This window comes from Exiguobacterium sp. SH0S1 (assembly GCF_004337165.1).
GTDB classification, from domain to species: Bacteria; Bacillota; Bacilli; order Exiguobacteriales; family Exiguobacteriaceae; genus Exiguobacterium; species Exiguobacterium aurantiacum_A.
Map to the genome: position 1 here is coordinate 195,256 of NZ_SJVC01000004.1, position 15,878 is coordinate 211,133.

The 15,878-nt window shown below is 55.1% G+C and carries 14 protein-coding genes, 2 rRNA genes and 1 riboswitch; all 16 genes read right to left on the reverse strand.

The genetic code is table 11. The annotated features are described in order from the left end of the window. Nucleotides 1–79 precede the first annotated feature (79 nt). On the reverse strand, nt 80–2,365 hold the full coding sequence (locus tag EVJ20_RS11605) for a bifunctional diguanylate cyclase/phosphodiesterase (protein ID WP_236636396.1): 2,286 nt from the start codon (nt 2,363–2,365) through the stop codon (nt 80–82). Nucleotides 2,366–2,464: 99 nt separating this feature from the next. Next, nucleotides 2,465–3,718: a phosphoribosylamine--glycine ligase gene (purD, locus tag EVJ20_RS11610; RefSeq protein WP_131508248.1), complete on the reverse strand. Its 1,254-nt coding sequence runs from the start codon at nt 3,716–3,718 to the stop codon at nt 2,465–2,467. 13 nt (nt 3,719–3,731) lie between these two features. After that, complete coding sequence (gene purH, locus EVJ20_RS11615) at nt 3,732–5,252, reverse strand: bifunctional phosphoribosylaminoimidazolecarboxamide formyltransferase/IMP cyclohydrolase (RefSeq protein ID WP_131465786.1); 1,521 nt, start codon at nt 5,250–5,252, stop codon at nt 3,732–3,734. After that, the gene (gene purN, locus EVJ20_RS11620; protein ID WP_131508250.1) at nt 5,249–5,827 is read right to left on the reverse strand and encodes a phosphoribosylglycinamide formyltransferase; all 579 of its coding nucleotides are present in this window, start codon (nt 5,825–5,827) and stop codon (nt 5,249–5,251) included. Before purN ends, purH begins: the two co-directional genes overlap by 4 nt. After that, nucleotides 5,824–6,858: a phosphoribosylformylglycinamidine cyclo-ligase gene (purM, locus tag EVJ20_RS11625; RefSeq protein WP_131508252.1), complete on the reverse strand. Its 1,035-nt coding sequence runs from the start codon at nt 6,856–6,858 to the stop codon at nt 5,824–5,826. The genes purN and purM overlap by 4 nt, the downstream gene beginning before the upstream one ends. 12 nt (nt 6,859–6,870) lie before the next feature. Further along, nucleotides 6,871–8,280 (reverse strand): amidophosphoribosyltransferase, encoded by a 1,410-nt coding sequence (gene purF / locus EVJ20_RS11630; RefSeq protein ID WP_131444204.1) that lies wholly within the window; start codon nt 8,278–8,280, stop codon nt 6,871–6,873. After that, nucleotides 8,256–10,475, reverse strand: a complete 2,220-nt coding sequence (gene purL, locus EVJ20_RS11635; protein WP_131508254.1) for a phosphoribosylformylglycinamidine synthase subunit PurL — start codon at nt 10,473–10,475, stop codon at nt 8,256–8,258. The genes purF and purL overlap by 25 nt, the downstream gene beginning before the upstream one ends. Beyond that, nucleotides 10,459–11,139 (reverse strand): phosphoribosylformylglycinamidine synthase subunit PurQ, encoded by a 681-nt coding sequence (gene purQ, locus EVJ20_RS11640; protein WP_070328802.1) that lies wholly within the window; start codon nt 11,137–11,139, stop codon nt 10,459–10,461. Before purQ ends, purL begins: the two co-directional genes overlap by 17 nt. Beyond that, nucleotides 11,136–11,378, reverse strand: coding sequence for a phosphoribosylformylglycinamidine synthase subunit PurS (purS, locus tag EVJ20_RS11645; protein WP_021065194.1), 243 nt, complete (start codon nt 11,376–11,378; stop codon nt 11,136–11,138). The genes purQ and purS overlap by 4 nt, the downstream gene beginning before the upstream one ends. Beyond that, nucleotides 11,375–12,079, reverse strand: coding sequence for a phosphoribosylaminoimidazolesuccinocarboxamide synthase (purC, locus tag EVJ20_RS11650; RefSeq protein ID WP_131465790.1), 705 nt, complete (start codon nt 12,077–12,079; stop codon nt 11,375–11,377). Before purC ends, purS begins: the two co-directional genes overlap by 4 nt. A 48-nt stretch (nt 12,080–12,127) precedes the next feature. Then, nucleotides 12,128–13,420 carry an adenylosuccinate lyase gene (purB, locus tag EVJ20_RS11655; RefSeq protein WP_131441204.1) on the reverse strand — a complete coding sequence of 431 codons (1,293 nt, stop codon included), beginning with the start codon at nt 13,418–13,420 and terminating at the stop codon, nt 12,128–12,130. Next, on the reverse strand, nt 13,417–14,511 hold the full coding sequence (purK, locus tag EVJ20_RS11660; RefSeq protein WP_131508257.1) for a 5-(carboxyamino)imidazole ribonucleotide synthase: 1,095 nt from the start codon (nt 14,509–14,511) through the stop codon (nt 13,417–13,419). The genes purB and purK overlap by 4 nt, the downstream gene beginning before the upstream one ends. Continuing rightward, nucleotides 14,511–14,999, reverse strand: coding sequence for a 5-(carboxyamino)imidazole ribonucleotide mutase (purE, locus tag EVJ20_RS11665; protein WP_131508259.1), 489 nt, complete (start codon nt 14,997–14,999; stop codon nt 14,511–14,513). Before purE ends, purK begins: the two co-directional genes overlap by 1 nt. Nucleotides 15,000–15,068: 69 nt before the next feature. Then, a riboswitch (purine riboswitch) is annotated at nt 15,069–15,170 on the reverse strand. 141 nt (nt 15,171–15,311) lie between these two features. Further along, complete coding sequence (locus tag EVJ20_RS11670; RefSeq protein WP_034809046.1) at nt 15,312–15,503, reverse strand: NETI motif-containing protein; 192 nt, start codon at nt 15,501–15,503, stop codon at nt 15,312–15,314. An 85-nt stretch (nt 15,504–15,588) separates the two neighbouring features. Then, nucleotides 15,589–15,704, reverse strand: a 5S ribosomal RNA gene (gene rrf, locus EVJ20_RS11675). A 51-nt stretch (nt 15,705–15,755) separates the two neighbouring features. Continuing rightward, nucleotides 15,756–15,878 (reverse strand): 23S ribosomal RNA (locus EVJ20_RS11680); the annotation flags it as partial.

Below are 15,878 nucleotides of genomic sequence, written 5' to 3' on the forward strand. Positions count from 1 at the left end.
ACCTGCAAGCTATGTTGCCAATTGTAACGGAATTCACACGAAATTCACATAATAAAGACGCCTCTTCACAGAGGCGCCTTCACCAATCGTACATCGTTGCCGTTTTCTTCAAATAATGCTCCAGTTGCGCGAGCGGAACCGGCTTACTGTAATGGTAGCCTTGAATCAATGAACCGCTATGCTCGAGCACGAACGCGAGCTGTTCCGGACGTTCGACCCCTTCGGTGACGATGTCGAGCCCGAGCGTATGGAACGTCTGGTAAAGTCCTTCGAGGAGGGCCCGGTCGAACGTGTTCTCGGGAATCCCTTTGACGAAGTTTTGATCGATTTTGATGATGTCGAGTTGCAGCGATTGCAAGAACGACAGCGACGATGTGCCGACACCGAAGTCGTCGAGTGAGATCTTGACGCCGATCGCTTTGAGCGAACGGATGAACTGTTGCAGCTCATACAAGTTACCCCCGACCTCGCTCTCCGTAATCTCGACATGGAGCAGGAGCGGGTCAAACCCTGTTTCATGCAACACATCCTCTAACTCCTGAAGGAACGAACCGTCCGCGATTTGACGCTTTGAGACGTTGATCGACAAGAACAAGTGATGGCGGGCTGCGTGCTCTTTCATCTCCAATATGGACTGCCTGAGTACCCAGCGCCCGATGTCCGAGATGAGTCCCAGCTGCTCCGCAATCGGGATAAACAGCCCCGGCGAAATTTGTCCTTTCCCCGGATGGTTCCAGCGAATGAGTGCCTCGACCCCGCGGACAGCGAACGGGCGCGGGGACACGATCGGTTGGTAGTACAGTTCAAACTCATCATGTTCAAGCGCGTAGCGTAAGTCACGCTCCATCTCGAGCGTCTGGAGATAGTGGCTTCCATCCTCGATGTCTTGGAACGACAAGGTCCGATTTTTACCGGACAGCTTGGCCTCATGGATGACGACGTCGAGCCGTCCCATCATGACTTCGTACGTATGATGCGACTCGCGACAGGCAAACACATCAAGACCGATCGTCGCAGCCATCCCTTTGACACCGTTCATGTCGGACCAGTCTTTCAAGTCTTTCGTCAGCCGTCGCGCGATCGGCTTCAATTCTTCGAGTGTCCAATCCGGATGCAAGAAAATGAACTCATCCGCACCGAGCCGGGCCGCAAATCCGGCTTCTTTATAGAAATTCAAACGCGACGCGATATAAATCAAGACGGCATCACCGGTACGGTGACCGAACTGGTCGTTGATACGTCGGAAGTCGTCTAAGTCTAAACCGATCACACCGATCCGTTCATGGCTCCCCCTCACGGTCGAAAAATAGTCTTCGAGGGCGAGCCGGTTCGGCAGTAACGTCAACGCATCGCGAAACGCGCGATCGAGCACTTCTGCCCGCGTATCTTCGAGTGCCGAGAGCACTTCGTTCATGCTCGTCGCCATCTGTTCGATCTCGTCTCGGCTATGTTGATCTCGACGCAGACGGAGCCGGCTATCGCGCTCGACCGTGATGTGTTTCAACTCATCGACGATTTCCATCACCCGCCGAATCACAACATGATGAATCGTCCATAGAAGTGACAAGAACAGACCTAACGCTAAAGCAAGCAACGACAACATCCCGAGCCTCAGCATCGAGATCGTGTTCTGGTAATGGGTCGGTTCGACGATAAAGCCGACTTCAAAGTCTGCCGTTTGAAAGACGGTATCGAGTGGCACGACGACCTCGGTCCCCTCGTTTTTGAGCGTCATCTTCGTCTCACTATGTTGGACAGGCTGCATCGTCAGCTGAATTTTCGTTTGGGCGCTTAAGTCTGCCAAAAAATCCGCGTCAACAAATTCAAGCATGACGAGCGTTCCTTGAACAGGTCCGCTCGTGTCACTCCGTAAGATCGGGTGACTGGCGTATAGGATCGGTCCATAGTCGCTGTCATATACACCGTCTTGTTTTTCTAGGCCCGGGCTCAACCGATTCGTAATATCTGAGATGATCGTTTGCCGATCCGCTTTAGACAACGGGGCGTCTTCTTGACGGAATGTCGAATAGTGGACCTCACCTTCACGGTTCAAGTACACAATCGCTTGCACACTCAAGTTTTCGAGCGACTCCTCACTTATATTGCTCGCTATGTAAGAATCGTTCTGATTTTGAATGAACGCATACGTGTCGTTCCAAACCGCCCAGTCGACGAGCGTCCGTTCAAGCGTACTTTTTCGATTCGCGAGCGTCTCGGTCACACTCGCAATTTGACTCTCGACCGTTTGACGGTCTTGCTCCATGCTTTTCTCGATAAAGTAGGGACGAATCACAAAAAAGATGACACTGACAAACACAAGTATATTCACGGCAATCGCAATCATCAGCTTCGTCCGAATGCGCACGTCGACCACCTTCTTCCTTCAATCTACTTCACCATTGTAGAGCAGGAAGCCGGTATTCCCTTTTTTTCGCATGAAAAAAAGGATGGGTTGACCCATCCTTTAAAAAATCCGCGCAAGCGCCCGTCCGCCGATGTCTCGACGATAGAACGTGTGCGGTAATGTTAACTGTTCGAGCGCGGCGTAAACGGCCGTCTTCGCTTCAAGCAAGGTCGGTTTCGTCGACGTGATGACGAACAGTCGCCCACCGTTCCCGATGATGTGACTTCCGTCGCGCGTCGTCCCCGCATGAAACACGAGCACGTCTTTCGGTAAGCGCTCAAAATCCGAGAGCACTTGCCCCGTCGTCGCTCGCTCCGGATAACCGGCGGCCGCGACGACGACACCGATTGTATACCCGTCAAGCCATTCAATCGCATACGGTCGTTTAGCGACGGCCGCCTCGATGACGTCAAGGAGCGGCGACACCAAATTCGGGAGGATGACTTCCGTTTCCGGGTCACCGAACCGGGCGTTGAACTCGATTACTTTCGGTCCGTCTTCCGTCAGAATCAGACCCGCATATAAGAATCCTTCGAACGGCGTCCCCCGCTCCACCATCTCCCGCGCGAGCGGGACGAGCACACGTTCCACCGACTCAACGTAAACGGCTTCCTCTAAATGAGGCATCGGGCTATACGCCCCCATCCCGCCCGTGTTCGGTCCTTTGTCCCCGTCGAACGCGCGCTTATGGTCTTGCGACGTGATCATCGGGATGACGTGTTCACCGGAGACGAACGCCATGAGTGAAAACTCTTCCCCGTCCAAAAATTCTTCGATGACGACGCGTGATTGGTCACCGAACTTGTCGGTCGCGAAGATGTCATGAATCGCCGCACGTGCCTCATCGAGCGAGAAGGCGACCGTGACCCCTTTACCGGCAGCGAGACCGTCCGCTTTGACGACGAGCGGTGCCCCGATTGACTCAATATAAGCGAGCGCCGCTTCCGCTTCCGTGAACGTCTCATAAGCTGCTGTCGGGATGTTCGCTTCACGCATGATTTCTTTGGCGAACGCTTTGCTGCCTTCTAGCAACGCCGCTGCTTTCGTCGGTCCAAAGATGCGTCGTCCGCTCGCGTTGAACGCATCGACGACACCCGCCATGAGCGCTGACTCAGGCCCGACGATCGTCCAATCGATGTCTTCGGTCTCTGCGAAGCGGACGAGTGCGGTGACGTCCGTCTCTTCAATCGGCACACACGTCACACCGTCCATGTTCAAGTTACCCGGGGCGACGAATACGTCATGCCCGTCTTGTCTCAACTTCCACGCGAGCGCGTGTTCACGGCCGCCGCGGCCAATGACGAGTACGTTCATCCTCTTGCTCCTCTCAATGTTTGAAATGTCGGACTGAAGTGAACACCATCGTGATGCCGTGACGGTTCGCCGCTTCAATCGACTCGTCGTCCCGAATCGAACCACCTGGCTGGATGATGGCCGTAATGCCGGCTGCAGCTGCAGCTTCGACCGTATCGCCCATCGGGAAGAACGCGTCGCTGCCAAGCGCGGCACCGACTGCACGGTCCCCTGCCTGTTCGAAAGCGATTTTCGCCGCACCGACCCGGTTCATCTGTCCGGCACCGATGCCGATCGTCGTCTCGTCTTTCGCCACGACGATTGCGTTTGATTTCACGTGTTTGACGACACGCCACGCGAGCTTCAAGTCTTCCCATTCGGCCGCCGTCGGACGACGGTCGGTCACGATTTGGCACGAAGCATCGTCGAGTATCATGTCGTCGCCGTCTTGGACGAGGAGACCGCCCGCGACTGCCGTCAGACGCATGCCTGTCATCTGCCCCATCTCAAGCGTCAATAGACGTAAATTCTTTTTCTCTTTCAATCGGTCAAGTGCTGCCTCACTAAAGGATGGGGCAATGACGATCTCTAAGAAGATGTTGCGGAGCGCTTCTGCCGTCTCGAGGTCGACTTCACGATTGAGGGCGACGATACCGCCGAAAATCGAGATCGGGTCGGCCGCATGGGCGCGAGCGAACGCTTGGCTGATCGTCCGACCGACAGCGACGCCGCACGGGTTCATATGTTTGACGACGACCGCTGCCGGTTCCGTCAATTCGCTGAGCGCCTCGAGCGCCGCGTTCGTATCTTGGATGTTGTTGTACGAGAGTTCTTTGCCGTGGAGTTGCACCGCGTTGGCGAGCGTCATGCCGTCATAGAGCGGAGTCTTATAGAACGCCGCCTGTTGGTGCGGGTTCTCCCCGTAACGAAGGTCTTGGACTTTTTCGTACGTGACCGTCAGCTGTTCTGGGAACGTTTCGCCGATTTGCTGACCTAAATAGTCGGCAATCAAGGCGTCGTACGCCGCCGTATGACGGAACGCCCTCAAAGCGAGTCGTTGCCGCGTCTCAAACGACGTACCGCCATTCTGAATCTCTGCGGCAACGTTGCCGTAGTCGGCCGGGTCGACGACGACCGTCACGCTGGCATGGTTCTTCGCGGCTGAACGGAGCATGCTCGGGCCACCGATATCGATGTTTTCAATCGCCTCTTCATACGTCGCGTTCTCTTTCGCGATCGTCTCTTTGAACGGATACAAGTTGACGACGACGTAGTCGATCGGCTCAATGTGGTGATGTTTCATCTGTTCGACGTGTGAATCTAAATCACGGCGTCCGAGCAGACCGCCATGGACGAGCGGATGCAGCGTCTTGACACGTCCGTCGAGCATCTCGGGGAACGATGTCACTTCCGAAATATTTTTCACGGGCAGTCCGGCCGCGACGAGTGCCGCTTCCGTCCCACCTGTCGAGATGAGTTCGATGCCCGCTTCGTGCAAGACGCGCGCGAGTTCGACGATACCTGTTTTATCTGACACACTCAGTAATGCTCTCACTTGAAAACCTCCTGTTGGTTCAACACTTGTTGTAATACGCGTGGATAGAGTTGGTGTTCGATCGCTTGAATCCGGTGGGCCGCCTCGATACGGTCACATCCCGCGATGTCGACTTCTTGTTGCGCGATGATTGGACCCGTGTCCATCCCGGCGTCGACGTAATGGACGGTGGCACCGCTCGTCGACACGTTCGCCGCAAGCGCTTGACCGATCGCGTCTTTTCCTGGGAAGGCCGGCAAGAGCGACGGATGGATATTGATGATCCGACCTGGATACGCCGCGAGCAGCACATCCCCGATTAAACGCATATAACCCGCCAAGACGATATAGTCGACGTGTAGCGCTTCTAACAGAACGAGCAGCTCCCACTCAAACTCTGACTTCGACGCATACGCCTTCGGCTCGAACGAGAACGTCTGGATATGATGACGGTCTGCCCGCTCGAGCACTTTCGCCTCAGGCTTATCCGTGACGAGGAGCATACACTGTCCGCTCAGCTCGCCGCGCTCAATCGCTTCCCAAATCGCTTCGGCGTTGCTCCCAGATCCAGAGGCGAAGATAGCGAACCGCTTCACTGGTCGACCCCCATAATCCGGATGCCTGGTTTCGCTTCGACTTTGCCGATCCGATGCGACGTCTCGCCGATCCGTTCGAGCGCGGCTTGTACCGTGTCGACGTCTTCGGGACGTACCGTAATCATGAAGCCGATGCCCATATTGAACACGTTGAACATCTCTTGTTTCGACACGTGGCCGACTTGTTCGAGCCAGTCGAATACCGGCAGGCTCGGCCAGCTTGATGCGTCAAACGTGACACCAAGACCTTCAGGCAGCATGCGCGGTACGTTCTCATAGAAACCGCCGCCAGTGATGTGGGCCATCCCTTGGACGAGTCCGGTCGAAATGGCCGCTTTCGCCGCTTCCGAATAGATGCGGGTCGGTAGCAATAAGGCGTTCCCGAGCGTCGTATCGAGCATCGCGATTTCATCCGTGTACTCGAGCCCTTGCGCCTCGACGATGTGACGGACGAGCGAGAAACCGTTCGAATGGACACCTGACGAAGCTAACCCTAGAACGATGTCCCCCGCTTCGATCGTCCGTCCGTCGATGAGTAACTCTTTCTCGACGACACCGACGGCAAACCCGGCGATATCGTACTCCCCGTCCGGATACATGCCCGGCATCTCGGCCGTCTCGCCGCCGACGAGGGCACACCCTGCTTGGACGCAGCCTTCGGCCACACCCGCGACGATGCGTTCGAGCTTCGCCGGTTCCGCTTTTCCAGTCGCGATATAGTCTAAGAAGTAGAGCGGTTCGGCTCCGTGGACGAGACAGTCGTTGACGCACATCGCCACGCAATCGATTCCAATCGTATCATGTTGGTCGAGCGCGAACGCGAGTTTTAGCTTCGTGCCGACCCCGTCCGTCCCGCTCACGAGGATTGGATGTTTCAATTGCATCGAGCCGAGATCGATCATCGCCCCGAAACTGCCAAGTCCGGTCATCACTTCTGGACGCATCGTCCGTGCGACGTGACGCTTCATGCGTGACACCGCTTCATAACCTGCCTCTAAATTCACACCCGCTTGTTCATATCTTAAACTCATCGTCAGTCCCCCTCAAGCTTTTGTCTCTGTCACAAGTTCCGCCAGTTCAGTTGGATAAAGTCCGGTGAAGCAAGCGGCACACTGCCCGCGCAAGTTTCCTTCGAACGGTCGGCCGATCGCTTCGACCGTACCGTCTAATGTGAGGAACGCTAATGAGTCGGCCCCGATCTCTTGTTTAATCTCTTCGATCGATTTGATGGCCGCGATCAACTCGTCCTTTGATGATGTATCGATACCGTAATAGCACGGATGTTTGATCGGTGGTGACGTGATGCGCACATGTACCTCGGTTGCCCCTGCTTCCCGCAGCAACTTGACGATGCGACGGCTCGTCGTGCCTCGGACGATCGAATCATCGACCATGATGACACGCTTGCCGTTGACAACCCCACGTAGCGCCGACAGCTTCATCTTGACGCCGCGCTCACGCAATTCTTGTGACGGCTGGATGAACGTCCGCCCGACGTAACGGTTTTTGATGAGACCCATCTCGTACGGGATCCCGCTCGCCTCGGCGTACCCGATGGCTGCCGAGATGCTCGAGTCCGGGACACCGGTCACGACATCCGCCTCGACCGGTGCCTCGTTGAACATCTTTTTCCCCATCGCCTTACGGGCCGTATGCACGTTGATCCCGTCGATGATCGAGTCTGGCCGCGAGAAGTAGATGTATTCCATTGAACACATCGCCCGGACCGCTGCTTCACTGTAACGTTCTGAGACGATCCCGTCTTTCGTGATCATCAACAGTTCGCCCGGTTCGACGTCACGTACGTACGTCGCCCCCACGACGTCGAACGCGCACGTCTCTGAAGCGAACACGAACGCCCCGTCTTCAGTCTTTCCGAGCGAGAGTGGACGCAAACCATGGACATCGACGCCGACGTAGAGCGCGTCTTCCGTCAAGAAAAGAAACGCGAACGCGCCGACGAGACGCGCCAAGCTGTCCGAGATCCGCTCTTTCAACGAGTTGCCGCGGCTCCGTTTGATCAAGTGGGCGACGACTTCCGTGTCAGACGTCGTCTGAAAGATCGCCCCTTCCGCCTCGAGCATATGCTTCAACTCGTTGGCGTTGACGAGGTTGCCGTTATGCGCCATCGCAAGGTCCCCGGTGAGCGATTTGAAATGGAGCGGTTGGACGTTCTCAAGCGTGTTGCCGCCCGCGGTCGAATAACGGACGTGACCGATAGCGTGATGTCCCGTGAGGGCATCGAGCGACGGTTCGTCGAACACTTCGGCGACGAGACCGAGCCCGCGTTTCGCGTGCAGGCGTTCGCCGTCAGCCGTGACGATGCCCGTCCCTTCCTGACCTCGGTGTTGCAGGCTGTGCAGTCCGTAGTAGGCGAGGTGTGACGCTTCGTGGTGATTGAACACCCCGAACACCCCACACTCCTCGTTCATGCCTCGGATGTCATATAACATGGAATAGCTCCTTCCCATACACGTTCAAGTTCAGTGACGTCCATTTCAATTAACCGATCGCTCGAGCGGACCGTCAGTTGCGCCGCTTCGGTCACTTGACCGATTCGTGTGGCGTTCGTCAATTTGGCGAACGTGTCCGCGTGAATTGGCGCGACCGTGACGAGGAAGCGCGACTGTGACTCGCTGAACAGTGTCGTCACGAGATCCGTGTCGTTGCTGACGTCTGCACCGAGCCCCGTTCCGAACACGAGCTCAGGAAGTGCCGCTGCTAAGCCACCTTCTGAGACGTCGTGAGCTGCCGTGACGAGTCCTTGACGAATTGCCGTGAGCAGAGATTGCTGGTGACGGCTCTCGATCTCGAGGTCGAGCGTCGGTGCTTGTCCGCTCACTTTTCCGTCTTGCAACATTTGTAGCGCGCTGCCGCCAAATTCAGGCTCCGTATCACCGAGAAGGAAGATGACATCTCCCGCTGTCTTGGCGTGTGACGTCGTGATATGTTCCGGCTTCGTGATCAAACCGACCATGCCGACGACCGGTGTCGGGTAGATCGCCGTTCCGTTCGACTCGTTATAAAGTGAGACGTTCCCGCCGATGACCGGTGTGTCGAGTGCTAAACACGCCTCGGCCATACCTTCGACGGCTTGGTCGAGCTGCCAGAACCCTTCCGGTTTGTCCGGACTCCCAAAGTTCAGGCAATCGGTGAGCGCGAGTGGCTCGGCACCGCTCGCGATGATGTTGCGCGCCGCTTCAGCGACCGCGATGGCACCGCCGACGCGCGGGTCGAGGTAGACATACTTCGCGTTACAGTCGGTTGTCATCGCGAGCGACTTGTCCGTGTCACGGATTCGGATGACGGCCGCGTCGCTACCTGGTGCGACGACGGTCGACGTTTGGACCATATGGTCATATTGCTCGTACACCCAGCGTTTCGAAGCAATCGTCGGCATCGCGAGGACGTCTTTCCACGTCGCGAGCACGTCTGTGACGACCGGTTGAACCGGTGTCATCGCTTGGAACGCCTCGTAGTATGCTGGAACTTTTGACGGTTTATGGTAGACTGGCGCATCTTCCGCGAGCGCGTCGACCGGCACTTCAGCGGCTACTTCGCCGTGATGGACGAGACGGAGCACTTTCTGCTCGATGACTTCGCCGATCTTGATCGCATGAAGTCCCCACTTCGTTACGATCGCTTCGATCTCGTCTTCGTGTCCTGCCTTGACGACGAGGAGCATCCGTTCTTGTGACTCGGACAACATCATCTCGTAAGACGTCATATCCGCCTCACGTTGTGGGACGAGGTCGAGGTTCATCTCGATACCCATGCCCGCTTTCGATGCCATCTCAGCCGAAGACGACGTCAGACCGGCCGCACCCATGTCTTGAATGCCGACGAGGGCCGGATGTTTGATGACTTCAAGACACGCCTCGATCAACAACTTCTCCATGAACGGGTCGCCGACTTGGACGGCCGGACGTTTCTCATCGGCGTCTTCGCCGAGCTCTTCAGAGGCGAACGTGGCGCCGTGAATGCCGTCGCGTCCTGTTGTCGCCCCGACGTACATGACCGAGTTGCCGACTCCTTCAGCGATCCCTTTTTGAATGTCTTCGTGGCGGATGAGACCGACACACATCGCGTTGACGAGCGGGTTGCCGGCGTAGGCCGGGTCGAACGCGACTTCTCCGCCGACCGTTGGGATGCCGACACAGTTGCCGTAGCCGGCGATGCCGGAGACGACGTGGCCGAAGAGATGTTTCACACGTGATTCGTTCAAATCTCCGAAGCGGAGCGAGTTGAGGAGTGCGACCGGACGTGCGCCCATCGAGAAGATGTCGCGGATGATCCCGCCGACACCTGTCGCCGCACCTTGATACGGCTCGATGGCCGACGGGTGGTTATGGCTCTCGATTTTGAAGGCTACCGCCTGACCATCGCCGATATCGACGATTCCAGCTCCTTCACCGGGTCCTTGAAGGACGTGTTTTCCGGTCGTCGGGAATTTACGGAGCACTGGCTTCGAGTTTTTGTACGAACAGTGTTCAGACCACATGACCGAGAATAAACCGATCTCGGTGTAGTTCGGGTCACGGCCTAAGAGCGAGACGACGAGTGCGTATTCGTCGTCAGTGAGCCCCATTGTGGCATACAGTCTTTGTTCACGGATGTGCGTCGCTGTCGGTTCAGTTGTAAGTAACATGTCGTGTCCCCCATTTTACAATCGAAGTGAATAACCGTTTGCCGTCTTCTCCGCCGAGCATCGCCTCGACCGCTCGTTCCGGGTGTGGCATCATGCCGAGCACGTTTCCTTGTGCGTTCGTGATGCCCGCGATGTTCGCGACCGATCCGTTCGGGTTGTCTGTGTAGGTGAAAGCGATCTGGCCATTCGTTCGCAGTGTCTCAAGTGTTGCTTCGTCACAGTAGTAGTTGCCTTCTCCATGTGCGATTGGGACGCGAATCGTCTCGCCCACCGCATAATCGCTCGTAAACATCGTCTCGTTCGTCTCGACTTTCAGTTCGACCGTCTTGCACATGAACTTCAAATCACGGTTGCGCATCAATACGCCGGGTAGGAGTCCTGCCTCGACGAGCACTTGGAACCCGTTGCAGACGCCGAGTACCGGACGTCCCTCTTCAGCGAATCGCTTCACCTCACTCATGATCGGTGAGAACTGGGCGATCGCGCCGCAACGCAAGTAGTCCCCGTATGAGAACCCGCCTGGTAACAGCACACCATCAAAACCGACAAGTGACGTCTCCGTGTGGAATACATATTCCGCTTCCTCCCCGAGCACGTCTTTGACCGCATGATACATGTCGAGGTCACAGTTTGATCCCGGGAAGACGATGACTGCGAACCTCATGCGAGTACCCCCATCTCGATCCGATAGTTCTCGATGACCGTATTGACGAGCAATTTCTCGCACATGTCACGGACCATCGCCTCGGTCGTCTCGTCTGCGACTTGAAGTTCGATGACTTTGCCGATTCGTACCGATTCGACGCCTGTGAAGCCGAGATGCTCGAGTCCGCCTTTGACTGCGACGCCTTGTGGGTCAAGTACACTTTCACGTAATGTCACGTACACGTTCACTTTTTTCATTGGTCAGTTCCCCCTATGCGTGTTAACAATTGGCCGTACGTCTCTGTCAGTGATCCGAGGTCTCTGCGGAACACGTCTTTGTCGAGCTTTTGTTTCGTCTCTTTATCCCACAGGCGACACGTGTCGGGCGAAATCTCATCGGCGAGGATGATCGTGTCATCGAGTTTACCGAACTCAAGTTTAAAGTCGATCAAATCGATACCGTGTCCGTCGAAGAAGTCGAGCAAGACATCATTCACCCACAACCCGAGTTGTCGCAATGTTTCGACTTCTTTGTGTGTGGCGACTTGCAGTAAACGGATATGGTCCTCTGTTAAAAGCGGATCTCCGAGTGCGTCATCTTTATAGTAGAACTCGACGATCGGCGACAACAGCGGCGTCCCTTCTTCCCAGCCGAGCCGTTTAGCGAGACTCCCTGCGGCGACGTTGCGTACGACGACTTCGAGCGGGATGATGTCGACGCGGCGTACGAGCTGCTCGCGGTCTGACAGTTTCTTGATGAAGTGGGTCGGAATCTTGTTGTCGTGCATGAGCTCGAACAAACGCGTCGTGATGGCGTTGTTCAACACGCCTTTCCCTGCGATCGATTCTTTTTTCTCTCCGTTGAATGCCGTCGCGTCATCTTTATAATAGACACGGAGCACACCTTGTTCTTCTGTCTCGTATAACGCTTTCGCCTTACCTTCGTAGATTGCTTCCATCTGTATCGTCCCCCTTTAAAGTGAGAGGGGCATAGCGCCCCTCAACGATCACAAACCACAGCGTTCAAAGATTGTATCGACACGACGTACGTGATGGCTCGGGTCGAACAAGTCATCGAGCTCGTCACTCGTGAAGAGTGCGCCCATCTCGGCATCTTGCTCGATCAACGTCCGGAACATCGTCTCTTCTTCCCACGCTTGCATCGCTTTCGGTTGGACCGCGTCATAAGCGGCTTCACGTGACCAGCCTTTCTCGATCAAGGCGAGCAGGATGCGTTGCGAGAAGATGATGCCGAACGTCCGGTCCATGTTGCGGCGCATGTTGTCCGGGAACACCGTCAAGTTTTTCACGATGTTGCCGAAGCGGTTGAGCATGTAGTTCAGAAGGCCGGTCGCGTCCGGGAGGATGATCCGTTCCGCTGACGAGTGCGAGATATCGCGTTCGTGCCAAAGCGGGACGTTCTCATATGCCGTCACCATATGACCGCGAATCACGCGGGCGAGTCCCGTCATGTTCTCCGAACCGATCGGGTTACGTTTATGCGGCATCGCCGACGAACCTTTTTGGCCTTTGGCGAAAAACTCTTCGACCTCACGTGTCTCTGTCTTTTGAAGGCCGCGGATCTCGGTCGCCATTTTCTCGATGGATGTGGCGATCAAAGCAAGCGTCGACATGTACTCGGCGTGGCGGTCACGCTGTAACGTCTGTGTCGAGATCGGGGCTGCTTGAATCCCTAACTTGTCACACACATACGACTCGATGAACGGGTCGATGTTTGCGAACGTCCCGACGGCGCCGCTCATTTTTCCAAACTCGATCGTCTCGCGTGCGGCCATGAACCGTTTCTTGTTTCGCTTCATCTCTTCGTACCAGAGTGCGAGTTTCAAACCGAACGTCGTCGGTTCTGCGTGGACTCCGTGTGTACGACCCATCATGATGTCATATTTGTGGGCTTTCGCTTTCTCGGCGAGGATGTCGATGAAGCGGTCGATATCGGCTTCAAGGATGTCATTCGCTTGTTTGATCAAGTACGATAGCGCCGTATCGACGACATCGGTCGACGTGAGACCGTAATGGACCCATTTCTTCTCGTCTCCGAGCGTTTCTGAGACGGCCCGTGTGAAGGCGATGACGTCATGGCGCGTCTCCTGCTCGATCTCAAGGATACGCTCGACATCGAATGATGCCTTGTCCCATAATACGTTGACGTCCTCTTTCGGGATGACACCTAGTTCGCTCCACGCCTCGCAAGCGTAAAGCTCTACTTTGAGCCATGCATCAAACTTGTTCTCATCTGTCCAAATCGCCGCCATCTCGGGACGGGTGTAACGTGAAATCATAAAACGGTCTCCTTCCAAATTGCCAGTTGTTCGATGGTGTGAAGCGCGTCCTCGACGGTACTGCCGAGCACGTTCAAGTGCCCCATTTTCCGTCCGGGTTTCGCTTCTTCTTTTCCATACAGATGTAGTTTAACATTCGATGGTAACGTTTGTGGGTTCACTTTATCCATATGTTCGCCGAGCAGATTGACCATGACGACCGGTGTGTACTGCGTCGTCCGTCCGAGTGACATGCCGGTAATCGCGCGGATGTGTTGTTCGAACTGTGACGTCTCACAGGCGTCAATCGTATAGTGCCCTGAATTGTGAGGACGTGGCGCGAGCTCATTCACGTATAGCTCGCCGTCTTCCATCACGAACAGCTCGACGGCGAGCGTGCCGATCAATCCGACATGGTCAGCGAGCTGAAGTGCTAAATGGCGCGCATCTTCTAGAATGCCGGTGTCGAGCCGGGCCGGAACGATCGATAAATGTAAGATGTTATTTTGATGGATGTTTTCACTGATTGGGAATGTTGTCGTCTCATGTGCGCCTCTCGTCACGATGACCGAGATTTCTTTTCGGAATGGCAACCACGCCTCGGCGACATACTCACCTTCATTGAACTGTTCTGTGAACGCGCGTACGTCCTGTGATGTCCGGAGCACGGTTTGCCCTTTCCCGTCATAACCGAAGCGGCATGTTTTGATGACCAATGGGAGTCCTAGCAAATCCTCGGCCCGGTAAACGTCCCGTACCGATCGGACCGGCACGTAAGGTGCGACATGCAATCCGGCCGCCTCGATCATCTGTTTTTCGAACAGACGATGCTGCGTCGCTGTTAACACGTCCATCCCTTGCGGACATTTATCGGCAATCGCCTCAATCATCGCTGAGTCGATATTTTCAAATTCGTACGTGACGATGTCCGAACGGGCTGCTAGTTCTTTTGCCGCTGAGATGTCGTCGAACCCGGCGACGATACTCGGTGCGACTTGGGCTGCCGGAGCCGTCGGGTTCGGGTCGAGACTGAGCGTCTCGTAACCCATTGCGCTCGCACTGAGTGACATCATCCGCCCTAACTGTCCTCCGCCTAATATCCCGATTCTCATTAGACGAGTTCCTCCGTTCCGCGCAGCGCCATGTCTCGTTTTTGTTGACGATACGTTTCTAGACGATTGATGACTTCAGGGAATTGAAGACTGAGAATTTGAGCGGCAAACAGTCCGGCGTTTGTCGCTCCGGCTTTTCCGATGGCGACCGTTGCGACAGGAACACCTGCTGGCATCTGAACGATTGACAGTAACGAATCAAGTCCGTTCAGTGCTTTCGATTGAATCGGGACTCCGATGACCGGAAGCGTCGTCTTCGCTGCTACCATACCCGGAAGGTGGGCCGCCCCGCCTGCACCGGCGATGATGACGTGTATTCCTCGTTCCCGAGCCGCTTCGGCGTATTGGAACATCAAGTCCGGCGTTCGATGCGCGGAGACGACTTGTTTTTCGTATGGAATATTTAACTCTTCTAGCGCGTCGCACGCATGCTTCATCGTCTCCCAGTCAGAAGAACTTCCCATGATCACACCTACTGTTGCCTTCACATCAACGTCCCCCTTAAATAAAGAAATCCCTAAACTGATTAAACAGTTTAGGGTATAGGCCATGACAAAAAAATGTCGGCTATACCCCATAGTCTGATCAGAATCGGTGATCAGGTAGAAACTTGCAAGCCATTTCCTTGCGATTATATGGAGCAATATTTGATTTTCTTAACTCACAAGCCTATCGTACCTTGTTCTTTGAAAACATGTCAACAAACAGCGAACAATTTAATTGTCTGAATATTTATCGTTCGTCTTTACGATGTTTTTACAAAAACAAAAAAACCGCCACGCATTCGTGACGGTTTGGCATTATGGTTTGAGAGCGACGCACTCAAATAAGATTGATTGATGAGAATGAACAGGTTCGTCTTTGGTTCCCGTTTTTTCAAAGACAGGCTTTTCAATCCTTCGTACCGGGCGATACCCCATTTGAGCGATTCGGTCTAAACACTCACCGACTGTCTCGTTTGGCTCGACGTATACTTTGATTTTCTTGGCCATCTGTTATTCCTCTCCTTCATTTGAGTCACGATACAAAATACAAAAAAGCGGCGGCCCTTGAGCGAATGCTCCAGAACCACCGTTTGCCTGGCAACGTCCTATCCTCACAGGGGGAGACCCCCAACTACTTTCGGCGCTGAAGCGCTTAACTTCCGTGTTCGGCATGGGAACGGGTGTGGCCGCTTCGCTATCGCCACCAGACAAGGGAATTGTTCCCTGAAAACTGAAGACTCATCAAGTTCAAACCGTTTCTAGATCAAAGCCTCGACCGATTAGTATCATTCAGCTCCACACGTCGCCGTGCTTCCACCCATGACCTATCTACCTCATCGTCTCTGAGGGGTCTTTCTTGATTGCTCAAAGGGAAATCTCATC